Consider the following 25,487-nt stretch of genomic DNA (forward strand, 5'->3'; position numbering starts at 1 on the left):
AGCTGGACATTACGTTAATCTTGTTTGAAGAGAAAATTCGGTAAAATTTTATGCTTTCTTTAGATTAGAAAAAAACCTCTTCAGTCTTTCGAAGAGGCGCTAATCTTTTGCAAGCAGCTTGATTTCTTTTTGAATGTCGGAAAATATTTCGTCAATCCGGGAATGGTCCATATTGTCCTGGTAAATGGATTCCAATTGATCATTGACCCGTTTTGCTTCTGCAAGATAATCTTTTCCGGCCTTCATTTGTTCCCGGTATTCCTTTTCAATCTCCGCAATTTCATTTGCATATAATTCGTCTGTTCCCGGGGCTACCGTCAATTCATACATATCAATCACTTCATCACCTTTTCGGGAAGGGAAATACTCATGCGGCTGGGTGCTGTCGAACACAGCCCAGCCAAGCTCCCTGACAACAACCATATCAAGGCTGGCAGGGTCAAATCCGCAATGATAGATTTCCAAATCATATCCTCTTTTTTCGGCCTCCATCACGATCTTTTTCAATACAGTGGACTTCCCTGTCCCGGCCCGGCCTTTTAAAAAAATTCTCTTGTTTAGGCCGGTTGTGATATTATCTACGAAATCTACCGGGCCCTTTGGAGTTGCGGCACCGAGAAACCGGCGCCTTGTTGTTCGCTCTTTTCGGCTGGAATTTTTAAAAATCAGCTTTTTAATCAAGCGGTCTGTCACTTGATCCGCCTTTAAAAAGTCCATCCGGTCAACGTAGAGCTTCTCCCACCTGTCGTGGACCCGCAATCCCGCTGCATATGATTGATATGCCTTATCCAGTGCATCTTCCCTCTTTGCTTCCAATTGTGTGATGTCCTTCTTTACGGCGGCTTCCAGGGAGGAGAAGTCCATTACGTCCAAATCGACTGTCTCCCATCTGTCACCAACAAATTCCTTTCCGATTTCACGCGGAAAATCACCGTCGACAATTCCAAATCCCAGCTCCCGTATAATCAGTCCCTCCAACGAATCCGGATCATTCGGGGAATGAAGTGCTTCAAGACTTACATTTTTTCCGGTCCATTCATCCATCAGCCTGTGAATTAAACCCTTTTTCTCCAAGCTGGATTTACCTGATAGAATAAAGACACGGTCCAACCCGCGCATATTTGAATCGTACAAATTGCTGAATCCCTTGGCAGTATTGCCGCCGCCAAAATAATGCAAGACATTTCCGCTCACATTGTCACCCTCAATACTGTTATCTTTGTTCTTTTTCTTCAGCCTATGCTTTGGGTGAATGGAAGGTACGTAGTTTCGGTAAAAAAACTGGGCAGCCTCACTAAATACGCGGTTATTCGCTTATTTCATCAAGCATTTTGTTTAAAGTTTTTAATTCTTCCTCAATTTCCATCAGCTGTTTTTCAAGTGGATGCAATATGCCCTTCACATATTCGAGTTTCTCTAAATCGTGCTGAAGCCTGACATAGTCCGCTTTTAAATCTGCAATTTTATATTCGATTTCCGATTTATTCATTTAAAAAGCTCCTTTTAAAAAGATATTAATCTTCCAGTACAAATTTGTTCCTTCCGGCCCCTAAGCCTGCCGCGGTCATTAAGACTGAGACAATAATAAGTGTCATGATAGGCAGAAACCAAGAATGGGTATGATCATATTCGTAACCGATCAAAGTGGGGCCTGCAGCTGCAAGAAAATACCCCAGCGATTGAGCCATCCCCGACAAGCGGGACGCATCCATGACACCCTTGGCACGTAATACAAGGAAAGTAAGAGCCAAGCTGAAGCCGGAGCCTTGCGCTATTCCGATCATGACTACCCATAAAAAGATGAGGGGGCCTCCCCCAAACATCAGCCCTGTAAAAGAAATCAGATAGATAGTTCCCAAACCTAGAACAAGTCCCCTTTGGTTGTTCAATTTTCCTGCCACAACCGGAATGATGAAGGAAGCTGGAAGGCCGGCAAACTGTATGACCGAAAGCATCCAGCCGGATAAAGACCGTGAGAAACCATGGCTGTACAGGATTTCCGGAACCCAGGTAATGAGACAATAGAAGATCAGGGACTGCAATCCCATGAAGAATGCGACTTGCCAGGCAAGCTTGGACTTTAGCATGGAATTCCCGTATTTAATAATCTTTACTCTTCCCTCAAAGACTTTTTGCTTCCTGATTTGAGGGATCCAAATAAGAAATGCGGCAAGGGCCAAATAAGCCCATGTCATAAGGGATGCTTCCCACCCCCAACCGAATTTTTCCACCAAAGGTATGCTGATTCCTGATGCGATGGCTGCTGAAATGCCCAGAGATGCCGAATATACCCCTGTCATTAATGTAGCTTTGTTGGGAAACTTCATCTTAACGATTCCCGGGAGCAGTACATTCCCCACGGCTATTCCGATTCCAGCTACGGCCGTCCCGATAAATAAAAGTGAGATGCTTCCCATCGATCGAATAACGATACCTGCGCCTATCAGCGCGACTCCCAACAGTATCGTCAGCTCATTCCCAATCTTCTGCCCGATTTTCGGGGCAAAAGGTGACAATACCGCAAAAGCAATCAACGGCAGAGTCGTCAAAAATCCCGCCATTCCATTTGAAAGGCCCAGGTCACTTCGTATAAAGCTGACGAGCGGCCCGACGGAAGTGATGGCAGGCCGCAAATTAAAGGCTATGAAAACGATGCCGGTGACAAGAAAAATCTTCTGTGCCATTGTTCGTCTTTTAGCCAGAGCATGAAAATCCATTGCATATCTTCCTCATCTATAAAAATTTCGGTAAAACGGAAAAAAATAGTCCATTTCATTACGATAACAGTAACTCACTCATTTTACATAAAAAACGAATCATATGGAAGGAGATGAAATAGGTGTAAGCGATTATTGTTGTTGAAGATTCTCTGTAATTAAAAATTGGCGAGACTGTTGCTCTCATCGAGAAAAATAAAAATGCGAGGAAAATAATTTTAACGGTACGGGAATAATGTAAAGTAGAATGCGGACAATTCAGGGGAGGATGGACATGAGGCTCATTTTGGATATATTTAAACGCTTCTTTATAGACCGGTTCCATGACCAGTCTGCCCAAATGGCCTACTTCTTCATGTTATCCATCTTCCCTTTCCTGATTTTCGTCCTTTCCCTGCTGAGCTTTTTTCCCATCCATTCGACGGATGTATTGTCTGCCATCGAACAATTCGCTCCCAAAGGGAGCTATGCCCTCATCGAGAACAATGTCAACCTTATTTTCGATAAGCAAAGGACTAAGCTCGCCTCTTTCAGCCTGATCGCTTCCTTTTGGATATCCTCCATGGCAGTTCAATCCCTTGTCAGGGCAATGAATGATGCATACAGTATCATCAGAAAGGAAGGTTTTTTTCTGGCTCTTGCCAAGGATTTATTTTTAACGGCCATCCTGATGATCACTTTGACCATCTCTTTACTTGTCCCCATTGGAGAAGAAATCGGACGCGTTTTTTTATCTTCCCAAGTCGACATGCCCTTGCTTTTTTATGAGTCCTGGTTTCTGATCAAGTGGGTCATTGGAACAATTTATTTATTCCTATTCTTTCTTCTGTTTTATAAATTTGTCCCAAGCGGGAAAATCCCTTTTTCGTCAGTTGTCCCGGGCGCCATTTTTTCAACGATAGGCTGGCAGGGCGTATCCATCGGGTTTTCATACTATGTCTCTTACATCAATTACTCCCAGCTATACGGACAGCTTGGGAGCATTATCATGTTAATGGTCTGGTTCTACCTGACGGCTGCAGTACTGCTGGTCGGAGGATTGATCAACGCCTCGTTTCTCAAAGACAGCTAATCGTGAATCACTCTCCAATTGTTATTCACCGTTGCCTTCACCGTTTTTTCCCTGAGAAAGTAATTGGCGATCAGCTCGGACATATCAATTTGTATTTCTTTTATGACAGCCTTTCCCTGGTACATAAAATATTGTCCGCCGCCTCCCGCCCGGTAATTGCTCATTACGACATCGTATGATTGTTCATGCAAAACAGGTCGACCCTTATATTCCAGCTTGACAACCCTCTGCCCCTCAGGCTTGGAAATATCGATGATATAATCGATTCCTTCCCACATATCATAATTATAGTGCTGCGGCTTTGGTGTCGTAAATGCCGGGTTTACTTCTATTTTTTTGCCGTTATATTGCATGAAGTAAGAAGCGGAGCGCTCCAAGGCATCCCTCATATCCTTACCCGATATACGGATAACCTTTAAAGTGTTCGGATAAATATAGTTGGAGACGACATCACGCATCGTCACATGTGGAGGGAACCCCGGGGATTCATTGTCAAATAGGGCCGTAGTTGAAATATCCACTCCTGCAGCATCCATTTGTACCTTGTTAATAAATTCGATGAGTGCATTATCCTGCAGCCTGATTTTCATGGCATCTTCCACCAGCATATTCCCTTCTATTTTCCCGATGGGCTGGTCCAGCCATGCCTGTGTATTCCTTTCGTATACTTCCACCTTATCCAGCAGCGCCCGATCTTCCGGCACCCCTTGAACTGATAATAGCTCGGAATGTTTATTTACTGCCTTCCACTTCCCTCCAGCCTTTTCAAGCTTCAATACAGCCTTCCCAAGAAAGGCTCCTGAACTTCCCGGCTGCAGGACAATGACTCCGTTCAGCTCTTTTCCATAAATTTGCCGATGTTGATGGCCGGTTAAAAGGACATCAATGCCAGGCACTTCCATACATAAGCGGTAGCCTTGATTTTCCCTGGTAATTTTTTCGATCGGCTCACCTGTGTCCAAATCTCTTTCAAAGCCGCCATGATACGATACAACGATGATATCAGCCCGCTCTTCTTCTTTTAAAAACGGCACCCAGCTTTTCGCTGTTTTCACAGGATCATCAAACTTTAAACCCACAATATTTTCCGGCTTTTCCCAGTACGGTATGTAGGGGGTTGTTAAACCTAATACGGCCACCTTCAGATCATCAAACTGTTTTATCGTGTATGGTTTTCCAAAATACGGATTTTGGTTGGCGGCGTTTAAAATATTGGCTGACAGCCAAGGATAGCTCGCCTGTTTTACAGCGGCCTTCAAGTTTCCCAGCCCATAATTGAATTCATGATTGCCGAACACCCCGGCATCATACTTCATTTCATTCAATACAGCCACCATTGGATTCGGAAGGTGTCTATGTTCATCTGAGCGGACGTAATGGTAAGTCAGCGGCGTCCCTTGGATCAGGTCGCCATTATCGATTAATAGGACGTTGTCATTGCTTTTCCGTTCTTTTTTTACAAGGGTTGAAATTTTTCCCAGCCCAACATCAGCATAGGCATTCGTTCCATAGTTGACCGGAAAGATGTTTCCATGGATATCGCTTGTCTGCAAAATCACCAAGTTTGTTGTCGTCATTGATAATGCCTGCTCCTAACCTGACAAATATATTAGTAAAATTGTAAAATTATCCATTATCTTATAATGGATCGTAGAGTATAGCAAGGACTCTGCCTATTGTATAATACCCTCTTTGATCACTAATTCTCCTTTGCCGGCATCCATTTCTACAAATGCCCCTAAAGGCAGAGATACCATCGGTCTGCAATGTCCTGCCCTTAAATTGAATAAAACAGGCTTTCCGAACGGTTCAAGGATCTCCTTAAATAGATCTTTAATGTTAAAGTTTGAATCAAAATGGCACCCGGTCCAACTCCCGAGAACAACCCCTTCCGCTTCTGAAAATTTACCTCCTAACGCAAGCTGCGTCATCATCCTGTCCAATTTATACGGCTCCTCATTTATTTCTTCGAGAAATAAAATTTTTCCTTTCGTGTCTATTTCATAGGGGGTTCCCATCAAAGCGGAGATGAGAGTCAAATTCCCTCCTGTGAGTATTCCGCTTGCCCTTCCAGGGATCAGGCATTCCATTCTTTCTCCAGGAGGATTACATACTTTTCCCATTGAAGTATGGCCTTTCAATAACCGGTAAAGATCTTTTTTTGTAAAAGAATCCGCGTCAATTAAATCCGAAGCGGCCATCGGTCCGTGTATTGTCGGAATTTCACAGCATTGCTGAAGGAAAAGATGCAAAGCCGTGATATCACTATAGCCGACGAACAGTTTTGGATTGTTCCTAATCTGTTCTTGGTCAAGAAGAGGCAAGATTTGCGGGGAGCCATACCCTCCCCGCAGGCAAAAAATTGCTTTTATCTCCTTATTCGAAAACATACTGTTTAATTCTGCCGCACGATCTTGAGGCGGTCCTGCCAAATACCCTCGATGCTCCATATAGCACGTTTCTCCGACTTCCACACGGAAACCTGCCTCTTCCAATGCCGCGATAGCCTTTTTCAATTTCTCTTGACTGGCGGGGCCTGAGAGTGCCGTCAGTCCCACAACATCATTTGGCGTGAGCCCCTTAACCTTTTTTATTTCCAATACCCTCACCTCTATTAAAATATTTATACATGTCGAATATTCCCGGGGAAATAAGCTTGGCGTTGTCGATTATTGCCGGGGAAATAAAATGATGGTAATTCCTTATCAAATTTTCGCCCAAATAAGGTAAGATGATAGAAACATTTATTATGGAGCGGATAATGGTGAAGTTAAATGAATCCAACCAATATATTAAAAAGATCAAATTGTTACGTGACGACATACCATCAAACGCTGAATACCCTTTTTGCCTTCCGGCGATTGAATCTCTCAACGAACTCCCCTTACACCCTCAAGTGACATACTTTGTAGGTGAAAACGGGATGGGGAAGTCAACTCTAATTGAAGCAATCGCCATTTCCGCCGGATTCAATCCTGAAGGCGGATCTTTCAACTTCAACTTTTCAACCCGCGATTCCCACTCCGAATTGGAACAGCATCTTCGCCTGATAAAAGGAGTGCAAAGACCAAAAGACGGTTTTTTTCTTCGGGCAGAAACATTTTATAATGTGGCAACAAATATTGAAGAGCTTGATCGTGAACCGAGAAGCCCGCGTATCATTGATCAATTCGGAGGAGTTTCTCTCCATGAGCAGTCGCATGGGGAGTCATTCTTCGCTGCCTTCACACATCGTTTTAGGGGAAAAGGACTTTACATCATGGATGAACCTGAGGCCGCATTGTCACCCTTAAAGCAATTATCGATGCTGTCCCGGATCAATGAGCTTGCCGGCCAATCATCCCAGTTCATTATTGCCACACATTCCCCGATCATCATGGCCTATCCTGACGCTCTATTGTATGAGTTCACAAAAGAAGGAATAAGGAAAACGACTCTTGAAAATACGGAGCATTTCACACTAATGAAACAATTCTTCGATGATAAAGAACGTATGCTTTTTCATTTATTCAATACTTGAGGGTAATGCATTCATATTTTTAACATCAATGGCCAAAGCTAACTCTAACTTTTACTGCGGAGGATATTGATGAAAGCAACAGATGTACTAGTACAGTGTTTGGAAAATGAAGGTGTAGAATATATCTTTGGAATTGTCGGGAAAGAGACGCTTGATCTGGTTGAATCCATTTCCCGTTCCACGCAAATTCAATATGTTCCGGTCCGCCATGAACAAGGAGCGGCTTTTATGGCATGCGTTTATGGAAAGCTTTCTAAAAAAGTTGGAGTTTGTACGGCTACTTTGGGACCCGGAGCGGGCAACCTGTTAACAGGTTTGGCTACGGCTACACTTGACGGGTGTCCTGTAGTCGCTCTTACCGGGCAGACAGGGCTTAACAATCAGCATAAGCATTCTCACCAGTTTATAGAGATGACCGATGTTATGGCACCCGCTACAAAATGGGCGGCCCAGATCAAAGAAGCTGACTCGATTTCTGAAATGGTTCGGAAGGCATTTAAAACCGCAAACGAAGAAAAGCCGGGATCCGTGTTTCTGGAACTCCCTGAAAACCTGGCGTTTGAATCGGTCCCGCCTGGAGTAGTGCCAATAACGGAGGAACAGCCTGTTCTTCCTGCCGGGAAAGCTGTTCAGTCAGCTATTTCCCTCTTGAATGAAAGTGAAAAACCGTTTGTCATTATCGGTGATAAAGTCATAAGACAGGATGCGTCTCAGGACGTGCTTCTTTTTCTATCAAAGCTACAAGCACCTGTCACCCACTCTTTTATGGCAAAAGGGGTGATCCCTAAAAACGTCCCTTATAACTATTTTACGTTTGGATTCTCTGAAAATGATTTGGTCTTGTCAGGAATTGATGAAGCAGATCTGTTGATTATTATCGGATTTGATCCCGTGGAAAGGCCGCCTAAGGAATGGAATCGAAAAAAAATCCCCATCTTGCATATCGACTCACAAACACCTGAGCCGGACGAGTATTACCCAACAGCAGCAGAGGTCATTGGCCACATAAAGCAAACGTTGCAAAATTTGAGCACTCGCAGCATTCCTTCCAAAGGCTGGATCCCTTCCGGAAATTTAAAACAAAAGATCGAGCATTCCTTTCAAATCAAGTCAGGGTATGATGATAATTCACATCTGCCCCTGACAACTGAGAACATATTGCACGCCATTGAAATGCTGTCACCAGAAGACACTATCGTTGTTTCCGATGTCGGGGCACATAAAATATCAATAGCACGTACCTATCAGCCGAAACAGCCTGAAAATCTGATCATTTCAAATGGACTTGCTTCCATGGGTATTAGTATTCCAGGATCGATCGGAGCCAAGCTTGCCCGGCCACATGCTCCCGTTATCTCCATAACCGGAGACGGCGGTGCAATGATGACAATTTCTGAATTGGAAACAGTTAAACGGCTTGGGATTTCTCTGATTTTTATCGTTCTGAACGACGGAGTGTTAAAGCTCGAGCAACAAATGATGAACAAGAAACATGGTAAAAGCGTCGGTGTATCGTTCGGAAATCCTGATTTTGTCCTTCTTGCCGAAAGCTTCGGCATTAGGGGATTCAGACCGAAAGCTTTGGGAGAGTTTGAAGAATTGTTTCAAGTCGCGATATCATCTTTGGAACCGATTTTATTTGATATCCCCCTTCCTAATTCTTAAGTATGATGGGAAGGTCACCTGAACAATCATGAAAGAGATGATTATTCGATGGGATGAAAACAAAGAATAACCGAAAAACTGCACCGGATTACCGAACACCGGTATGACTTGGAAAGTTATAAGGAAAGCGCAAGGCGCGCAGCCTTAGGCGACTTATCTGCACCCATACCCAGCTGTAAATTCCCGAAAATAATACGATTCCGGCAATAGCTGATAGTTTCGGAGCAGTTGATGCCATAGGGCCGAGCAAAGGGAACTTCAATACGTACAGCACGGTCAATATTCCCATAGATAGTGCTGAACAAGCCGTTATGGTTAAAGCAAGTATGATAAGAAGCCAAGGCGCACTGAAAATATGGAACAAAAGATAATGGGCGCGGTTGCCAATGGACTGACGAAATATCCTATTCCTGGAAATAATGCACCAACCGATTGAAAAACCGCTGCCAATCCGCTGAAAATCGCCACGAGTACAAGCCGGTTCGTATAAGATAAATTGTTGCATTTTTCATGAATGGATAAAGCATTCTCGAAAATCCTGTATCCCAATGACCCTCCCCCATCTTTAAAGCACTTATTCAGTATATGACCATCCTTATTCGTTGATTACGAAGCTTACAAACATAAAAAGTCCCGTAAAAACAATAGGACTATATCCACTTCCTAAATTATTAGAATAATTACTATAATCAATATAGTAATATATTAAAATTTTAAGGAGGCTTGAATAATTGTGGTAATAAGAAAAAAACCATTAGCAGCTCTATTGATCGCTGCCAGTTTAGCAGTCGGTGTTCCTGCTGCTTACGCTAAGGAAGCATCCGCTCCACCGGCCCAGGCACAAAAAGCTTTTGATAATAAAATAATCAAAAAAATAAGTGCCGATAATATGTACAACCACATTGCCCATCTTGCCGCAGAGCCACGTGTAGCAGGAACTGAGGCGGAGTGGAATGCAGTCCAGTATATCGAAGCAAGGCTCTCTTCATACGGATATGAAACGGAAATTCAGCCATTCACATTTGAGAATTATTATGCTCCAAAAGTGGCTGTCACAGCGGGTGGAGAGGCCTTATCATCAAGCAGTTTTACATACACACCGAACGGAGTTGTAACAGCAGACTTGGTATATGCAGGACTTGGAAGAGCCTCGGATGTTGAAAGTATGGATCTGGCCGGAAAAATCGCCCTGGTTCAAAGGGGAGAAATTTCTTTTGGTGAAAAAGTATTAAATGCTGCTAATGCGGGTGCTTCAGCAGTAATTATTTTCAATAATGCACCGGGTGAGATTAATGGAACACTTGGAGAAACAAATGATAATTATGTACCGGCTGTAGCCCTTTCACAGGACGACGGAGAAAGATTAAGAGCGGGATTGTCGGAAGGACAAACCATTTCTGCAACGGTCAGTGTGACAGATGGCAGAATTGTTCAGGAAACATCACATAATGTGGTTGCTGTTAAAAAGCCGACACAAAAGAAAAAAGCAACAGACCAAATCATTGTTGTAGGATCGCACCATGACTCTGTTCCTGGGGCGCCTGGTGCAAACGATGATGCTTCCGGAGTCGCCGCTACTCTTGAACTGGCACGTGTAATGGCGAATATGCCTACCGACACTGAAATCCGATTTGTTACATTTGGAGCGGAGGAGCTTGGTCTCGTCGGTTCGTACGAGTATGTTGACTCCCTCTCCCAAGATGAGCGCGATCGTATAGTCGGCATGTGGCAAATGGATATGGTTGGAAGCAGAGATGCTGGTGACCTCGTCATGTTTACCGTTGACGGAGAGAAAAACGTAGTTACAGACCTCTCTGCAGCTGCCGGAGTAAGGACTGGCACTCCACTAACGTACGGTCAGGAAGGCCGAAGCGACCATGTTCCATTTTATGAGGCAGGCATTCCAGCAGCATTGTTCATCCACAACCCTGTAGAACCTTGGTACCACACCCCAGAGGATACACTTGATAAGATCAGTAAGGAAAAACTTCAAGAGACTGCGGAAATCGTGGGTGCAGCAGTTTATAGAATTGCACGCCCTGATACACCGGCACTTGAAAGGTCCAAAGTGGCACCTAAACCAGTGGAATATGAGAAAATCGTTGGTGGAATTCAATAAGATTAAAAAGCGGAAAGCCGAGCTTTCCGCTTTTTCTTTTCCAAAAAACGGCGACGGGTCTATCAACCCTTCTTTTCTATGTAAAATTGTACTACTTTCTTCTTTATCCGCTTTCATATATAATAGAAAATATTGAAATTATATAGAAAAGGATATGGGGTTATGATTCTTGGTTTAACTATTATACTAATTCTAGTTTTATTCTTGCCGTTTACTGTAGGAATTGTAGAAAAGAATTTGGAAGCCTTTTTATTTGTTATGGGGATCCTGGCGGCTTGGACAAGCCACGTATTGACAGGAGAACTGTTTACAAAAGCATTGGTGGATCCAATACATATTACACTTGCTGTTCTGATTGCAGGTCTGCTGTTCAAATGGTTCCAGACATCAATTGAAAAAGGAATTCTGGGGATGAGCCGTGCTATCCCATCACGCTTGTTTATAGCTTTAGTTGTAATCGTTCTCGGTTTAATCTCAAGTGTCATTACTGCGATTATTGCGGCAATTGTCCTGGTTGTGATTGTAAGCGTATTGCGTCTTGAGCGCCAAGCCACAATCCGCCTTGTCATTCTCGCCTGCTTCTCTATCGGGCTTGGCGCAGCTTTGACACCGATCGGAGAACCATTGGCAACCATCGCCGTAAGCAAATTGAATGCCGACTTCTTCTATTTGCTTCGTCTGATCGGCCCGGATGTCATTTCAGCCGTCATTTTATTTGGTATTTTAGCGGCATTTATTGTCGACCCGACAAGGGGCGGCGCTGGAGAATCATCCAGTCTCGAAGCTGAAAGCTATCCAGAGATACTCATCCGTGCTTTTAAAGTTTATTTATTCGTCATGGGCCTTACACTGCTCGGAGCAGGTTTTGAACCATTTATCGAAAAATATCTGCTTGGGCTCAGCCCGCAGATCCTATATTGGATTAACATGATTTCCGCTATCCTGGATAACGCCACACTGGCTGCAGCAGAAATCAGTCCCCAAATGAGCGATCCGACCCTTGTATCCATTTTACTCGGACTCATGATCAGCGGCGGTATGCTCATTCCAGGAAATATCCCGAACATCATTGCGGCAGGCAAATTAAATATTACAAGCCGCGAATGGGCACGTTTCGGTGTTCCTGTAGGTTTGATCGCCATGGTCATTTACTTTATCGTTATTCTTATTTTTTACGTATGATAAAAAACTCCTGGAATTAATTTTCCAGGAGTTTTTTATTTCATTTATTTAAACAAATTGCGAATGGAATCAAACAATTTTTGGAAAAAGTTCGCTACGCTGTCCCAGAACCCTTCATCTCCTACAACCTTTTCCAGCTTCCCTTTGATATCCTTGGAAATGTCCTCGAGCTGCTTCTTCACTTGACCGAAATCAATGTCCAAAGAGCGCATTTTGTCAAAAAGGTCGATCAGCAGCTGGCGGTCCTGCTCGCTCAGTTCAATACTCATTTTGTTCAATTGCTCCTGAACGATTTGCTCCACCTCTTCCCTCGTTGCAGGATTTTGTTCTGCAATCATTTTTTTAATCTCAGTGAGCAACTCTGTTACCTTTTCATCGCTCAAGCCTTCTTTGTCCGCGAGTTCTGTTGCCAGTTCCAGCTCTTCATTGGCAACTTCCATGCGGTCTTTATCGAGGACTTCCCCTTTACTCTCATATGCCTTATAAATTCCGACCAAAGCGGAGTGGCCTGTCACTTTAACAGGTGACGCAACATCGACATTCGCATTTTCCACGCCTGCTGTCAGAAGAGCGTTGGCGTACATTTCAGTTGTGACCTCAGTGATGTTTTCAGGTGTAACAATTGTTACGACCAGTCCGTTCCCTTTCTCTTTTAATGTAATTTTAGCTGACGAAAACATTCTGGAGTTTGGATTCCCGTTGATCAAGCGGGCCAAATCCTTGGCAGTGACTGTAATTTCATCGACGTTTTGCGGATTATCCACTTTAAGAAGCCTTCTGACTTCTTCTTTCTGGTCGCCTGTAAGAGTTTCACCGTAAACAACGATCGGCACGCCTAATTTTTCATTAATGACATCATCGTTTTCTGCAGATGCCTTTCCATGTCCGTAAAAAATGAATCCGACACTTAGAATACCTGCCAAAAACAGCTTGCTTGCTTTTTTTATCATGTTGAATGCCTCCTATGACTTCGGAGGAAGCCTGTCTAAATAATTTACAGCTTCATCCAATGTTTTAACCGGTACTATTTTAACGTCATATCCATATTTTTCAACTTCGGCTTTTACTTCTTTTTCATTTGTATCGCCCGGAAGGACATCCATCGGGCAGAAGAATATGTCCATTCCGGCTTTATCAACAGCTGCAATCTTTTCGGCTATACCGCCGATTTGGCCTACATTTCCGGCCTTGTCGATCGTACCTGTCCCGGCGACCTTATATCCTTTGGTAATATCCTCCCCTGTCACCTGCCTGTAGATTTCCAGGGAAAACATCAGTCCTGCAGACGGTCCGCCTATTTCTCCTGCCTGAATATTGACCTTCCGGGCGGGTTTTACCTCTACATATTCCTCAAGGCCGACCCCGATGCCTGGCTGTGACTTTTTTCCCGGCAGCAGAACAAGCTCCACCTGCTTTTCTTTCTTTTTCCCATCCCGGGAAAAAACGACACTTACTTTTTCCCCAGCTTTTTTTCCCTTAAAATAGCCAAGCAGATCCTCGGTTGCTTTGATCGTTCTTCCGTCAACCTTTAAAATGAGGTCTCCCGCTTCAATAATTCCCTTTGCCTTTGAATTTTTACTGAAATTCCTTACAATCATCCCTTTCGGGACAACCTGCACCTCTTCTCCAGCCGCCTTTAATCCGGCCGTAATGGCGTTTTCCTGTGAGGATTTCATCAAATAGGCCAGCCAGCGGTTATACTCCTTCTCAGACATGTCCCCTTTCACAACGTGTGACCGCTGAATGTCTGTATGCGGCGCAAGAAGGCCGTATGCCAAATAATAAATATTGCTTGCCTTCACTGACAGGACAGTAGTCAAATATAGATGGCCCTGCCCTGCCTTTTCCCCCTCTTCAACCGTTACCTTTGAACTCAATTCCTCTACCGAACCGGGCTGAAATAAATAAAATGGTGTAGGAATAAACAATGTGACAGCGAATATAAAGCAAATAATGATAAGTATTCTTTTTTTTCTTGTCTTCTGCACATCATGTTTCATGGCTTATGTCTGGTTCCTTTCCTAAGTGGGCATCCATCCATTATTGATATTGTACTTTTGAAATGCCGTCATTGTCTATGTATTTAATGACTGTTATTAGAAAAGCGCAAGGCGCCCGCCTATCGGCGACAAGCACAAGGCGAATTGCGAGGAGGCAGCTCTACAGCCACCACAGCAATTTGACTTGTGACCTCGAGCCGATGGCGCCTGGAGCTAGACAAGACGCTTACTTTTCTAAAGAAAATTTTAGTCAAATTATATACTTTCCTATATCTTGAAAAAAGACGGCTCTCTTTGGGCAGTTTGGCATCCCTTTTGGGTTGCAGCCCATTATATTGTTTATTCCTGTATCAGCCTGTTCATTACGGCAGCCGGATATTCCTTGGAGGCTGTCGTTCATATTTTGCCCGTCCCGGGGATGGCCGTTGTCCTTCTTATTTGATTAAAATGGGTCAATCCCCACCTGTGGCAAAAGCTTCTACCGCAGAGGAGATTGACCCGACAATGTAGCAATAAGTTTATCCAAGCCTAATAACAATCTCGGCGACGGCCGGCAATAAAGGGAATCGCCAAGGACATGCACCTGATTGTTTTGAACTGCTTTGATCTTTTCCCAGCCTGGCCGTTTTTTCAATAATTCCGGCCTGACCTTTTCTTTTTCAATACCTACCCAGACCATGCATATATGGTCCGGGTTTCTTTCGGCTACGTCATCCCAATCCGTCTGAACGTTTGCCCGGGGCTCAGATTCAAAAATATTCCGGCCTCCCGCAAGTTTACTGATTTCCGTCAGCCAATTGGGCCCTCCCGGCGTGAAAACGGGTTTGGGCCACCATTCCCAATAGATCGTAAAATGTTCATTCCTGCCTTGGGCGACAATCTTTCTTTGCCGGATTTCTTCCCTGAAATGGGAAGCCCTCTCTTTCCCCAACTCAGGAAAACCGAGTGCTTCCCCAAGCGTTTCAATGTCGCAGGCAATCTCTTCCAAAGAATTAGGGTTGAGAATAATATGTGGGATATCCCGCCTGCTCAATTCATAAATGTTTTTCTCCATCCCCGGTACACTGAGAGAGGCAACGACGAGATCAGGCTGCATGGCCTCCACTTTATCCATGTCAACCGTAAGGTCCGGGCCTATCCTTGGCAATCCTTTAATACTTTCAGGCCAATTGGAATAATCATCTACGGCAACAAGCATGCCTTCCTTCCCCAAATAACCGATGACCTCCGTATTACTTGGACACAACGAAACAATCCGCATGCCTCTACTCCCTTCGGTCTACTTTCCTTCTTTTTCTGTCCAGTTTTCCAACGGGTTGGACATTCCCTGCGTCAAAGGCATATGTACCATATGTACATCCCGCTTTTCCCGGGGCAGTGCCAACTGATTATAAACATAGACTGATTTGCCAAGGCCGGCGGCTTTGGCGTCTTCGACAGTCCCGCAATAATAGACCTTTTCAATCCCTGAAAAATAAATAGCCGTCATGCACATGGGGCATGGCTCCCCGCTTGCATACATCGTATAGCCGCTTAAATCCAGTGTCTGCAGCTGCTCCTGGGCTTTCCGGATGGCAATGAGTTCAGCATGGCCGCTTATATCGTATTTCAGATGCAGTTCATTGATGCCCTCAGAAATGATTTCCCCGTCCTTTACAAGAACAGCCCCGAACGGCTGCCCGCCTTCCTTTACCGACTCATCGGCCAATTCCACAGCTCTTTTCATAAATTGATCCAACTGTTTCTCCTCCTTATATACGACATTATATTTGACATATTAATTTGGAAAAAATAAATCTAATTTATTCGCTGAGAATCAATTCCCCGAGCTTCAAAGGTTCAATGTATTCTCCGTTTTTGTATGCTCTCATGTTTCCTCCGGAAATTTCATCGATCAGAGTGATTTCCTTGTTGTCGCCCGCTCTGCCGAATTCCAGTTTTATATCGTATAGGTCGATCCCCTTTTCCAGAAGTTCGGCTTTGACAATCGCTCCGATTTCCCTTGTCAGTTCCTTCAGCCTTTTATATTCGTCATGGCTCAAAATGCCAAGCATCGCCAATGCATCTTCACTGATCGGCGGGTCCTGGCGGGCATCATCCTTCAAAGTCACTTCAACAAATCCGTCCAGCTCCTGCCCTTCTTCCGCATACATACCGTATCTGCGCAAGAAGCTTCCTACCGCGCGGTAACGGCAAATCACTTCCAAGCCATTGCCGAACATCTCCGCCGGCTTTACTGTCATAGTCGCGTCTTCTATATTAGCATTAACGAAATGGGTCGGAATTCCCTTCTTCTCTAAAAGTTCAAAGAAAAATTTAGTAAGGCGAAGCCCCGTCTTTCCTGCCCCTTCGATTGTCAAGCCGACTGTGTTGGCACCCGGGTCGAATACTCCATCCTCCCCGGTGACATCATCTTTGAATTTTAATAAATAGTTTCCATCTTCCAATTCAAATACGGTTTTCGTTTTGCCTTCATAAACCAATTTCATGCGGCTTTCCCCCATCCGTTAATTTCGTTATATTCATATCATATCACAATATATCGCGAATTCATTTACGGGATATGTTTCAGTTTCAATCATGAGGGCATTGGCGTTCCCATCTGGCTTTTTTCACAAAAGCTCTTGCACTTCTTCAGAGCTTGTAATAAAGTAGAAAATATCAGTTAATTAAACAACTTTATACAGATTTTCTTATCCAGAGAGACGGAGGGATTGGCCCGATGAAGTCTCAGCAACCAGCCTTTTTCAAGGAAATGGTGCTAATTCCAAATAGATAAGAAGTTTGTTTTCATTTATTGAGGACCTTCTTTTTATCCAAGAAGGTCCTCAATTTTTTTATATTACAAAAGAGAGAAGGTATTCAAAAATGACAACGACTTTAACAACCGCAGTACCGTTCAGAGCAGACCACGTAGGAAGCCTATTGCGTCCAGAAAGCCTTGTCCAAGCAAGAAAGGATTACAAGGAAGGCACAATCTCAGCTGAGCAATTGCGCGAAGTAGAAACCAAAGAAATCAAACGCATTGTCGATAAGCAAATCGATGCAGGCTTGGAACTTGTGACAGACGGCGAATTCCGCCGGACATGGTGGCATTTGGACTTCTTGGAGGAACTCAACGGCCTTGAAGGATACGTACCTGAATCGGGATATCAATTCCACAACAAGGAAACCGAGAGATACGGGGTCCGCAACACAGGTAAGATCTCCTTTAGTCCTGAACACTCATTTATCAAAGATTTTATCGAATTCAATGAAATCGTAGGTGGGCGCGCTGTTGCGAAACAAACGATCCCAAGTCCAAATCAGCTGTTCCATATAGGAATCCGCGATGAAGATATCTATCCCGATATCGAAGATTACGCAAACGATATTATTCAAGCATATAAGGAAACTATCAAAGCATTCTATAATGCGGGAGTGCGATACCTCCAGCTGGACGATGTTTATATCGCAGGCCTGTCTTCACCGGATCGAAAATTTGATGAGAATGGCTTCACAAGGGAAAAATACATCGATCTGGCTTTGCGCGTCATCAATGGCGTGCTCGAGGACAAACCGGAAGACTTATTCGTAACCACACACTTATGCCGCGGTAACTATCGGTCCAGCTGGATGTTTTCAGGAAGCTATGAGCTGATTGCGCCGACGCTGCTGGCCAAAGAGAAAGTGGACGGCTTCTTCCTTGAATATGATGATGAGCGCTCCGGAGACTTCAACCCGCTTCGCTACATCCCAAAAGACGGACCAAGAGTTGTTCTCGGCGTCGTCACTTCCAAATCCGGCGAATTGGAAGACAAGGAAGCGATCAAGGCACGAATACAAGAAGCTTCTAAATATGTTCCGCTTGAGCAAATCTGCCTGAGCCCGCAATGCGGCTTCGCTTCGACCCATCACGGAAATGAGCTGACTGAAGAACAGCAATGGGAAAAGTTGAAATTCATTGTTGAAATTGCTGAAGAAATTTGGGGAAAATAAGTCTGTATTCAATAGATCCCGAAAGAGCCGCCCTCTCCGGGATCTATTTCTCTTTAGTATAAACTGTCTTCCATTAGTACGAGTCCGGCTCCTTATCTGCCGAGCCCATGAACAACCACCTCCACTTTTCCTTTGTTTGTGTCAGGGACCATTTCATGATCTATATCAATCATGAAAATCCAATCCCGAATGGACCTCTTTTACATAACCTGTACGGATCACAAAATCTCCGAAATGTTCATTTTCCTGACGTTCCTTTGCGTAATGATGGATGATAGGCTTTAGCTCTTCCAAAATTTCTTTTTCACCTATATTTTCACGATAAAGCTTATTTAGCCGATTTCCGGAAAAACCTGCGCCCAGGTATAAGTTATATTTTCCTGGTGCTTTTCCAATGAATCCAATCTCTCCCAAGGCTGGCCGTGAACAGCCGTTGGGACATCCGGACATACGTACGACAATTTCTTCCTCTCTCAGACCTGCTTCATCTAAAATCCCCTCAATTTTATCAAGAAGTGATGGCAAGTAACGTTCCGATTCAGCCATGGCCAGCCCGCATGTCGGCAAGGAAACACAGGCCATGGAATTTCTACGCAATGCGGAATGCTGTTTGCCAGTTGTCAGTCCATACGCTTTTATCAATTGTTCCACTTGGGCTTTATTTTCTTCCGCGATATTACCAATGATCAAATTTTGGTTTGGAGTAAGTCTGAAGTCCCCTTGGTGAATTTTTGCAATTTCCAACAGTCCGGTCATCAGTTTATACTCTTCATGATCTTTGATTCTTCCGTTTTCAATGAACAAAGTAAAATGCCATTTATTGTTGATGCCCTTTACCCAGCCATACCGGTCGCCGTTATGTTCGAACTCAAATAGGCGGGCAGGCTGAAGCTCCCAGCCGAGACGATCATGAAGTTCATTGATCAGCCACTCTATGCCCTTGGCATCTATCGTATACTTGAAACGGGCATTTTTTCTTACAGAGCGATTTCCATAATCCCTTTGTATGGTCACTATTTTTTCAGCCACATCCACCACCTGGTCCGGGGAGCAAAAACCAATGACGCGACCCAATTGAGGATAAGTGTCTGTATCCCCGTGAGTCATTCCCATTCCTCCTCCGACTGCGACATTAAAGCCTTGCAAATGTCCGTCTTGCAAAATGGCAATGAAACCCAAGTCTTGCGAAAATACATCTACATCATTGGAAGGGGGCACTGCAACACCGATTTTAAATTTCCGCGGCAAATAAACGGGACTATAAATAGGTTCAATCTCCACATCACTCTCGGTACTGTCTGCCACCTTTTCACCGTCCAGCCAAATTTCATGATAAGCGCGGGTTCTTGGAGAAAGATGTTCACTTATTCTTTTAGCCCATTCATATACCTCTCCATGCATCTCCGACTGATATGGATTCGGATTGCACATCACATTGCGGTTCACATCCCCGCAGGCTGCGAGTGTATCCAATAGCGAGTCATTGATTTCCCTTATACTTTGCTTCATGTTCCATTTAAGAATGCCGTGCATTTGAAACGACTGCCTTGTCGTCAATCTTAAAGTCCCATTTGCATACTTTTTGGCGATATTGTGCATGGCTATATACTGGTCTGCTGTTACGATACCGCCGGGCGCTCTTACTCTGACCATAAATTGATACGCCGGTTCCAGCTTTTGTCTTTGCCGCTCATTGCGCACGTCCCTATCATCCTGTAAATAACTGCCATGGAATTTCATCAGCCGATTATCATCATCCGGTATACCTGCGCTTAGCGGGTCTGAAATTGTTTCGGCTAATGTGCCGCGCAGGTAATTGCTTTCAGCTTTGATTCGTTCGACATCACTTGGTGGACCATCCTGCGTTGGGGAAAGTTTTGTTTTTGACATTATTCATCCCTGTCTCCCTTCACCTTCTTAATACACATCTCTTTGATAACGCTTCTCCTGCTGCATATCCGCCAGATAAGCAACTGCTTCCTCAGAGGTCATACCGCCTTCTTTTTCAAGAATCTCAAGGAGCGTTGCATGGACATCTTTTGCCATATTTTTTTCATCTCCGCAAATATAAACATGGGCTCCTTCCAGAAGCCAATCATATAATTCGCGGCTATGATCAAGCATACGGTGTTGAACGTACACTTTTTCTTTCGTATCCCGTGAAAAAGCGACATCCATTTTGGTTAACACTCCATTTTTAAGCCATCTTTGCCATTCAACCTGATAAAGAAAATCCGTAACAAAGTGCTGGTCACCGAAGAAAAGCCATGTTTTCCCCTTTGCTTCAATCTCCTCTCTTTCTTCAAGAAAAGACCTGAATGGTGCGACACCCGTGCCCGGGCCAATCATGATAACCGGAATATCCGGATCCGAAGGGAGTTTGAAATTGGCGTTTTTTTGTACATAAACTGATAAAGCATCACCAGGCTCAGCCCTCTCAGCACAATGGACAGAGCATACACCGTTCCTCTTTCTCCCGTGGGATTCATAGCGGACTGCCCCTATTGTCAAATGAACCTCGTCAGGGTTGGCTTGATAACTGCTCGCAATGGAGTATAAACGCGCAGGGAGCTTGCGCAATGTTCCAACCAGTTCTCCGGCTGAGATATTCCACGGAGAGAAATCACGGACTAAATCTAACAAGTCCCGCCCTTTCACATAATCCTTGTGATGATCCCCGGATTCAATAAACTCCTTTAGTTTTTCATTTGCTTCAGAGGCCTTTTCCAATAGTTGTTTTGATAGAACAGTAATCTCATAATGATTCTTTAATGCTTCCGCTAAAGAACGAACTTCTCCTTGGTTATTGATCGGGACAGATTCGCTTGGGTCAAGCTGGAGTTCCTCGATGATCGAATTGACCAGTTCCTCATCATTTTCAGGATATATTCCGATACTGTCTCCAGGTTCAAATTTAAAATTTGAGCCTTCCAGAGATAGTTCCAAATGGCGGGTCTCTTTATTGGAACCACGGCCGTTTAAATTGATATTTTCTAATATTTCCGCCCGAAAAGGGTTTGTTCTTGAATATTTTGGCTGGTCTGGGATGGGACTTGACACCGCAGGGACAAATGCCCCATCACCGGCCGGCCCGCTCGAAAAGTCTCCATCCATTTTTTTCAAACTTTGGGCGACGTCTTCAAACCACCTGGCCGCCGGTTCATCGTAATCCAAGTCACAGTCAACACGGGGACTCAGACGTTTCGCTCCCAGTTCCTCCAACCGTGCATCAAATTGCTTTCCTGTCTGGCAGAAAAACTCATAAGAGCTGTCACCCAAAGCGAGCACCGAGAAGTGTAAATCGTTTAATTTCGGAGCCCGGCGGCTGTATAAGAACTCATACAAAGGCAATGCGGTATCAGGCGGATCCCCTTCGCCATGGGTGCTGACAATGATTAATAGATAAGTAAGTTTCTTTAAGTCTTTCACTTTGAAGTCATTCATGGACTCCAACGTGATTTTGTACTCCATGCTTTTCAGTTTTTCCGATATTTCTTCAGCCAACCCTTGCGAATTCCCTGTTTGGGAACCAAATAGGATTGTTAATTCTTTAGTGGCTTGTGTCGCTTCCGTTTGCTGCAAAGCTCCTGGCGGATTTTGCAGGCCGACGGCAGACGCTGCTGCCTGAGTGTTGCAGGCGCTTAAGTATCCGCTCAGCCACAATTGTTGACTTTCTGATAATGATGGCAGCAAACGATTCAAAAGCTCAGCCTGTTCTTGATTAAATGGACTGTTCGTTACTTGCAGTAGCAATAGTATTCACCTCCCATGAAGTCTATTTCAATCTGATTTTTTCATTTCTCTCAATCTGAATGACTACACCGTCTTGTATAATTAGTGTGATAGAACCGTAATTCATCGTATTCAACAATGTCTTAATTTCCGATATGGCAATTTCATGGCTTTGTTTCCGCCCTCCCATTTTTACCATTCATCCTTTCTAAAAATTTCTGTTGGTTTTCCGCAGTCCGGTATTCTTTTTGTGTTATTTCTTTTAATAATTGCCCTCTGAGTGTGATGTGTCCCTTTTTCGCATGGATTTTTTCTCTTGCTTTTTCAAGAAATAGAAGATAGTCCCTGTAAGACTCATCATAAACATCCGCAATTTCATCCCGAATCTTTTGTGCCAATATCGGACTGGCCCCATCCGTTCCTACAGCAATGGTCAGTTTGCCCCTTGTCACCTTTGCAGGCACATGAAAATTGCCAAGTCTTGAATCGTCGACAACATTGACAAGCTGGTGAGGAGATACAAGGCCGGATATTTTCCTATTGACCGATTTGTCATCTGTTGCTGCAATCACAATCAACGCGTCCTTTAAATCATTTGCCTCGATTTCCTTCTGTTTCCATTCAACCTGGCCGGACTCTAACAAATTATGAAACTCGGAATATAAATCAGGGCTGATAATCGTTATCTTAGCTCCGGCTTTTAAAAGACCGATTGTTTTTCTATAGGCTATCTTCCCTCCGCCTGCTATTACGGCTTTTGTTCCATATAAATTAAGCATGACGGGATATGTTTCCATGGTTTTATCCCCTCCTATTGCCAATCAACTCGTTGACACGTTCCAAAAGAACCTCTTGAACATTCGGGTGATAACCTAAACTGTCGCACAAAAGAATGGGATGGTTTCGGTCTGTCAATTCCTTAATCTTGCTCTTTAATCCAGTCATCAGCAGGCCGGAAAATAATAAGTAAGGAATAACAAATATTTGTTTGCGTCCGGAGTCCACCAATAAATCAAGAGCCTCATCCACATGAGGACTTGCACCATAAAGAAAAGAAATTTCAACTTGCTTAAACCGGTAGTTTTCTTTTAATTGATTCGCAATTCTGGTTAAATCTTCCTTGACCGAAGGGTCGCTGCTGCCTCTTCCGACGAGTAAAACAGCGGCATCCGCAGTTAACGGAACCTTTTGTTCAATCATGCGATCATAGAGACTCTCAATCATTTTTGGATGAACCCCAAATGTTTTTCCGTAAGTGAATTGAATGTAAGGATACTGTTTTTTTCCATCTCAATCTTTTCAGGAATATCTTTTTTAGCGTGGCCCGCAGTTAATAGTAAAATAGGGATAATCGCTATTTTTGAAGCGCCCTGTTCCACACATTTTGAGATGCCTTCGGAGATTCCCGGTTTTGCAAGCTCCAAGAAACAAATCTCTTGAATGGGCGCATCAATATAAACCTTACTGTCTTCAATAAACTGAATCGCTTCCGTTACACCGGCCCTTAGCCGGCTGCCATGGGCTACATATAGAACTGCCTGCATATTGATCCCCCCGTTTACACCACCGTCTCCTGCCGGTATTCCAGAGTTTGCTCAAACCAGCGAATTTCTTCCCGCAATCCGACAACTTCTCCGACGATGATCATGCTGGGGTTTTTAATTTTTGCGTCCTTAGCTACTTCAACAATTGTCGCAAGCGTGCCTGTAATGGTATGCTGCTCCTTCGTTGTGCCCCAATGAACTAAGGCAACCGGAGTTTCTTTTGATTTTCCGTATTTTGTAAGTTGTTCACATATATAAGGCAGATTGCCGACACCCATATAAATGGCTAATGTATCAACACCTTCGGCTAAATTTTTCCACCGAATAGAATCATCCTTACCAGCCCTCATGTGGCCTGTCACTATGGCAAAACTTGAGCCAAGGTCCCGGTGTGTTACAGGAATCCCTGCATAGGCAGGAGCGGCAATGCCTGATGTAATTCCCGGCACAATTTCAAATGGGATTCCATTGTCCGCCAAACTTTTCGCTTCTTCGGCTCCTCTGCCAAATACGAAGGGATCTCCGCCTTTTAATCTGGTGACGGTTTTTCCTTTTTTTGCGTACTTCACTAATAAATCATTGATGATCTCCTGTTGGTTGTGATGAAAACCCGGCATCTTTCCGGAGTAGATCAATTCTGCCCCGGTTTTCGCATGATGCAGCAGTTCCTGATTGATTAAACGGTCGTACAGGATCACATCAGCTGTTTGAATGCATTTCAGGCCTTTTACCGTAATCAGATCAACATCGCCGGGTCCCGCTCCTACAATGTATACCTTTCCCAAATTTCCCCACCCCTTCATGTAAGGTTATACGTTTACTTCTTTTTGTAATCCGGCAATCAATACCTCGACAACTTCCGGACGGCTGAATGTTTCCGGCAATGGTTCACCATTCCTGAGTTTTTCCCTTACCTTTGTCCCTGATAAGATTTCATGATATTCAGGGTCATGCGGGCAAGTCTTCGGGGTTGCCATGCTTTTGCATTGATTGCAATAGAAACTATGTTCAAAGAACAATAAAGTGATGCCAAGTTCCTCTGGAGTAAAATTGCTGAAAATCTTTTGCGCATCATAGGTCCCGTAATAATTTCCCACTCCGGCATGATCCCGCCCCACAATAAAATGGGTGCAGCCGAAGTTCTTCCTCACCATCGCGTGAAAAACAGCCTCCCGCGGACCGGCATATCTCATAGCCGCAGTGAAAACACCTAAAAATACATGATCATGCGAATAATACTTCTCTAATAGAACTTCATAGCTTTTCAACCGTACACCTGCCGGAATATCATCCTGCTTTGTTTCCCCGACCAATGGATTCAAAAACAGGCCATCCACGATTTCCAATGCGGATTTTTGAATATACTCGTGCGCCCGGTGCACAGGATTTCTCGTTTGAAAACCGACAACGGTATTCCAGCCTAATGCCTTGAATTGTTCCCGGGTCTCAATTGGATCAAATATATAGGCCGAATATTGGCTTGGCGGTGTACGGCGGATCAGGGTAATCTTTCCGCCAACATAGACATTTGGCCGCTCAAACAGTTTCTTTACACCCGGGTGCTCTAAATCATTGGTTTTATAGACAAGCTTTGCCTCCCTTTCCCTGTCTGGCAAGAAAATGTCCGTAATTTCCAATACACCATATACATGCTGATCCTTTACCAATTTCACTGTATCCCCTATAGAAAGAGTGCCTGCCTTTGTTTCTGTTACCGGCAAAGTGATTGGAATGGTCCATGGCTCACCCGTAGACAACCTCATATTTTCCAGTACGGAATGATAATCTTCTTCGGTTAAAAACCCTGTTAACGGGCTGTATGCACCTGTACCTATCAACTCCAAATCGCTTAAAGATATCTCATCCAACTCGATTTCTTTTGTGATAGCTTCAAAATCATAATGTGGATTCCAGCGATTAATTAATGTGCCTCCGTGCGGTTGACTTAATCCCATCTT

Annotated in this window: 25 protein-coding genes and 1 riboswitch; of the genes, 6 read left to right on the forward strand and 19 right to left on the reverse strand. The window is 44.0% G+C overall.

The features are described 5' to 3' along the window. Positions 1-99: 99 nt before the first annotated feature. The 3 genes from FS666_RS02885 to FS666_RS02895 form a co-directional block, all read right to left on the reverse strand. Positions 100-1,194: a PRK06851 family protein gene (locus FS666_RS02885; protein WP_144460587.1), complete on the reverse strand. Its 1,095-nt coding sequence runs from the start codon at positions 1,192-1,194 to the stop codon at positions 100-102. A 112-nt stretch (positions 1,195-1,306) separates the two neighbouring features. Then, positions 1,307-1,489, reverse strand: coding sequence for an SE1832 family protein (locus FS666_RS02890; protein ID WP_120071689.1), 183 nt, complete (start codon positions 1,487-1,489; stop codon positions 1,307-1,309). Positions 1,490-1,514: 25 nt separating this feature from the next. After that, the gene (locus tag FS666_RS02895; RefSeq protein WP_144460586.1) at positions 1,515-2,717 is read right to left on the reverse strand and encodes a CynX/NimT family MFS transporter; all 1,203 of its coding nucleotides are present in this window, start codon (positions 2,715-2,717) and stop codon (positions 1,515-1,517) included. A gap of 274 nt (positions 2,718-2,991) precedes the next feature. On the opposite strand from FS666_RS02895, the gene FS666_RS02900 reads away from it, so the two are divergent. Continuing rightward, entirely contained in the window at positions 2,992-3,789 is a 798-nt protein-coding gene (locus FS666_RS02900; RefSeq protein ID WP_144460585.1) for a YihY/virulence factor BrkB family protein, read from the forward strand. Here FS666_RS02900 and FS666_RS02905 read toward each other — a convergent pair. Together FS666_RS02905 and FS666_RS02910 are read right to left on the reverse strand one after the other, a co-directional pair. Further along, positions 3,786-5,366 carry a bifunctional metallophosphatase/5'-nucleotidase gene (locus FS666_RS02905; protein ID WP_144460584.1) on the reverse strand — a complete coding sequence of 527 codons (1,581 nt, stop codon included), beginning with the start codon at positions 5,364-5,366 and terminating at the stop codon, positions 3,786-3,788. The two genes, FS666_RS02900 and FS666_RS02905, sit on opposite strands and share 4 nt — an antisense overlap. 96 nt (positions 5,367-5,462) lie before the next feature. Beyond that, positions 5,463-6,389 carry a S66 peptidase family protein gene (locus FS666_RS02910; protein ID WP_244943826.1) on the reverse strand — a complete coding sequence of 309 codons (927 nt, stop codon included), beginning with the start codon at positions 6,387-6,389 and terminating at the stop codon, positions 5,463-5,465. A 161-nt stretch (positions 6,390-6,550) separates the two neighbouring features. Between FS666_RS02910 and FS666_RS02915 the strand changes: the two genes are divergently transcribed. After that, on the forward strand, positions 6,551-7,309 hold the full coding sequence (locus FS666_RS02915) for an AAA family ATPase (protein WP_144460583.1): 759 nt from the start codon (positions 6,551-6,553) through the stop codon (positions 7,307-7,309). A 69-nt stretch (positions 7,310-7,378) separates the two neighbouring features. Further along, entirely contained in the window at positions 7,379-8,974 is a 1,596-nt protein-coding gene (locus tag FS666_RS02920; RefSeq protein WP_144460582.1) for an acetolactate synthase large subunit, read from the forward strand. Positions 8,975-9,289: 315 nt separating this feature from the next. Here FS666_RS02920 and FS666_RS20160 read toward each other — a convergent pair whose 3' ends face one another. Further along, a complete protein-coding gene (locus tag FS666_RS20160; RefSeq protein ID WP_244943827.1) occupies positions 9,290-9,523 on the reverse strand; it encodes a hypothetical protein in 234 nt (77 codons plus the stop codon). Between the two features lie 184 nt (positions 9,524-9,707). Between FS666_RS20160 and FS666_RS02930 the strand changes: the two genes are divergently transcribed. Further along, complete coding sequence (locus FS666_RS02930; protein WP_144460581.1) at positions 9,708-11,093, forward strand: M28 family peptidase; 1,386 nt, start codon at positions 9,708-9,710, stop codon at positions 11,091-11,093. A 162-nt stretch (positions 11,094-11,255) separates the two neighbouring features. Further along, entirely contained in the window at positions 11,256-12,275 is a 1,020-nt protein-coding gene (locus tag FS666_RS02935; RefSeq protein WP_144460580.1) for a DUF1646 family protein, read from the forward strand. 44 nt (positions 12,276-12,319) lie between these two features. Here FS666_RS02935 and FS666_RS02940 read toward each other — a convergent pair whose 3' ends face one another. The 5 genes from FS666_RS02940 to FS666_RS02960 all read right to left on the reverse strand — a co-directional run bounded on the left by FS666_RS02940 (position 12,320) and on the right by FS666_RS02960 (position 16,764). Then, a complete protein-coding gene (locus FS666_RS02940) occupies positions 12,320-13,225 on the reverse strand; it encodes a DUF1002 domain-containing protein (protein ID WP_144460579.1) in 906 nt (301 codons plus the stop codon). A gap of 12 nt (positions 13,226-13,237) precedes the next feature. Beyond that, complete coding sequence (locus FS666_RS02945; protein ID WP_144460578.1) at positions 13,238-14,275, reverse strand: SepM family pheromone-processing serine protease; 1,038 nt, start codon at positions 14,273-14,275, stop codon at positions 13,238-13,240. 478 nt (positions 14,276-14,753) lie between these two features. Further along, positions 14,754-15,536, reverse strand: coding sequence for a cobalamin-binding protein (locus tag FS666_RS02950; RefSeq protein ID WP_144460577.1), 783 nt, complete (start codon positions 15,534-15,536; stop codon positions 14,754-14,756). A gap of 18 nt (positions 15,537-15,554) precedes the next feature. Next, positions 15,555-16,013: a nucleoside deaminase gene (locus FS666_RS02955; RefSeq protein ID WP_144460576.1), complete on the reverse strand. Its 459-nt coding sequence runs from the start codon at positions 16,011-16,013 to the stop codon at positions 15,555-15,557. A 64-nt stretch (positions 16,014-16,077) separates the two neighbouring features. Further along, positions 16,078-16,764, reverse strand: a complete 687-nt coding sequence (locus FS666_RS02960; RefSeq protein WP_120071713.1) for a phosphoribosylaminoimidazolesuccinocarboxamide synthase — start codon at positions 16,762-16,764, stop codon at positions 16,078-16,080. A gap of 201 nt (positions 16,765-16,965) precedes the next feature. Next, positions 16,966-17,057, forward strand: a riboswitch (SAM riboswitch). An 86-nt stretch (positions 17,058-17,143) separates the two neighbouring features. Here FS666_RS02960 and FS666_RS02965 point away from each other — a divergent pair. Further along, positions 17,144-18,253, forward strand: coding sequence for a 5-methyltetrahydropteroyltriglutamate--homocysteine S-methyltransferase (locus tag FS666_RS02965; protein ID WP_144460575.1), 1,110 nt, complete (start codon positions 17,144-17,146; stop codon positions 18,251-18,253). A 165-nt stretch (positions 18,254-18,418) separates the two neighbouring features. On the opposite strand, the gene cysI is transcribed toward FS666_RS02965, so the two are convergent. From cysI to sat, 8 genes are read right to left on the reverse strand one after another with little or no spacing between them, the layout of a single operon-like run. Next, positions 18,419-20,143: an assimilatory sulfite reductase (NADPH) hemoprotein subunit gene (gene cysI / locus FS666_RS02970; protein ID WP_144460574.1), complete on the reverse strand. Its 1,725-nt coding sequence runs from the start codon at positions 20,141-20,143 to the stop codon at positions 18,419-18,421. 27 nt (positions 20,144-20,170) lie between these two features. Further along, positions 20,171-22,006: an assimilatory sulfite reductase (NADPH) flavoprotein subunit gene (locus FS666_RS02975; RefSeq protein WP_144460573.1), complete on the reverse strand. Its 1,836-nt coding sequence runs from the start codon at positions 22,004-22,006 to the stop codon at positions 20,171-20,173. Between the two features lie 22 nt (positions 22,007-22,028). Further along, positions 22,029-22,175 (reverse strand): YezD family protein, encoded by a 147-nt coding sequence (locus FS666_RS02980; protein WP_144460572.1) that lies wholly within the window; start codon positions 22,173-22,175, stop codon positions 22,029-22,031. Then, positions 22,150-22,782, reverse strand: coding sequence for an NAD(P)-binding protein (locus tag FS666_RS02985; protein ID WP_144460571.1), 633 nt, complete (start codon positions 22,780-22,782; stop codon positions 22,150-22,152). Before FS666_RS02985 ends, FS666_RS02980 begins: the two co-directional genes overlap by 26 nt. Positions 22,783-22,786: 4 nt before the next feature. Continuing rightward, positions 22,787-23,209, reverse strand: coding sequence for a CbiX/SirB N-terminal domain-containing protein (locus tag FS666_RS20165; RefSeq protein ID WP_244943828.1), 423 nt, complete (start codon positions 23,207-23,209; stop codon positions 22,787-22,789). After that, complete coding sequence (locus FS666_RS20170) at positions 23,206-23,529, reverse strand: sirohydrochlorin chelatase (protein WP_244943829.1); 324 nt, start codon at positions 23,527-23,529, stop codon at positions 23,206-23,208. The genes FS666_RS20165 and FS666_RS20170 overlap by 4 nt, the downstream gene beginning before the upstream one ends. 14 nt (positions 23,530-23,543) lie before the next feature. Beyond that, complete coding sequence (gene cobA, locus FS666_RS02995; protein ID WP_144460570.1) at positions 23,544-24,314, reverse strand: uroporphyrinogen-III C-methyltransferase; 771 nt, start codon at positions 24,312-24,314, stop codon at positions 23,544-23,546. A 24-nt stretch (positions 24,315-24,338) separates the two neighbouring features. After that, positions 24,339-25,484, reverse strand: a complete 1,146-nt coding sequence (gene sat / locus FS666_RS03000) for a sulfate adenylyltransferase (protein ID WP_144460569.1) — start codon at positions 25,482-25,484, stop codon at positions 24,339-24,341. Between the last annotated feature and the right edge of the window lie 3 nt (positions 25,485-25,487).

This window comes from Siminovitchia fortis (genome assembly GCF_007681465.1).
Lineage (GTDB): Bacteria > Bacillota > Bacilli > Bacillales > Bacillaceae_C > Siminovitchia > Siminovitchia fortis.

Excerpts from the sequence above, each read along its gene's own strand:
- FS666_RS02890 (WP_120071689.1), bottom strand. The coding sequence starts at position 1,489 with ATGAATAAATCGGAAATCGAATATAAAATTGCAGATTTAAAAGCGGAC.
- FS666_RS02895 (WP_144460586.1), bottom strand. The coding sequence starts at position 2,717 with ATGGATTTTCATGCTCTGGCTAAAAGACGAACAATGGCACAGAAGATT.
- FS666_RS02900 (WP_144460585.1), top strand. The coding sequence starts at position 2,992 with ATGAGGCTCATTTTGGATATATTTAAACGCTTCTTTATAGACCGGTTC.
- FS666_RS02905 (WP_144460584.1), bottom strand. The coding sequence starts at position 5,366 with ATGACGACAACAAACTTGGTGATTTTGCAGACAAGCGATATCCATGGA.
- FS666_RS02915 (WP_144460583.1), top strand. The coding sequence starts at position 6,551 with ATGGTGAAGTTAAATGAATCCAACCAATATATTAAAAAGATCAAATTG.
- FS666_RS02920 (WP_144460582.1), top strand. The coding sequence starts at position 7,379 with ATGAAAGCAACAGATGTACTAGTACAGTGTTTGGAAAATGAAGGTGTA.
- FS666_RS02935 (WP_144460580.1), top strand. The coding sequence starts at position 11,256 with ATGATTCTTGGTTTAACTATTATACTAATTCTAGTTTTATTCTTGCCG.
- FS666_RS02940 (WP_144460579.1), bottom strand. The coding sequence starts at position 13,225 with ATGATAAAAAAAGCAAGCAAGCTGTTTTTGGCAGGTATTCTAAGTGTC.
- FS666_RS02945 (WP_144460578.1), bottom strand. The coding sequence starts at position 14,275 with ATGAAACATGATGTGCAGAAGACAAGAAAAAAAAGAATACTTATCATT.
- FS666_RS02950 (WP_144460577.1), bottom strand. The coding sequence starts at position 15,536 with ATGCGGATTGTTTCGTTGTGTCCAAGTAATACGGAGGTCATCGGTTAT.
- FS666_RS02960 (WP_120071713.1), bottom strand. The coding sequence starts at position 16,764 with ATGAAATTGGTTTATGAAGGCAAAACGAAAACCGTATTTGAATTGGAA.
- FS666_RS02965 (WP_144460575.1), top strand. The coding sequence starts at position 17,144 with ATGACAACGACTTTAACAACCGCAGTACCGTTCAGAGCAGACCACGTA.
- cysI (WP_144460574.1), bottom strand. The coding sequence starts at position 20,143 with ATGTCAAAAACAAAACTTTCCCCAACGCAGGATGGTCCACCAAGTGAT.
- FS666_RS02980 (WP_144460572.1), bottom strand. The coding sequence starts at position 22,175 with ATGGGAGGGCGGAAACAAAGCCATGAAATTGCCATATCGGAAATTAAG.
- FS666_RS02985 (WP_144460571.1), bottom strand. The coding sequence starts at position 22,782 with ATGGAAACATATCCCGTCATGCTTAATTTATATGGAACAAAAGCCGTA.
- FS666_RS20165 (WP_244943828.1), bottom strand. The coding sequence starts at position 23,209 with ATGATTGAGAGTCTCTATGATCGCATGATTGAACAAAAGGTTCCGTTA.
- FS666_RS20170 (WP_244943829.1), bottom strand. The coding sequence starts at position 23,529 with ATGCAGGCAGTTCTATATGTAGCCCATGGCAGCCGGCTAAGGGCCGGT.
- sat (WP_144460569.1), bottom strand. The coding sequence starts at position 25,484 with ATGGGATTAAGTCAACCGCACGGAGGCACATTAATTAATCGCTGGAAT.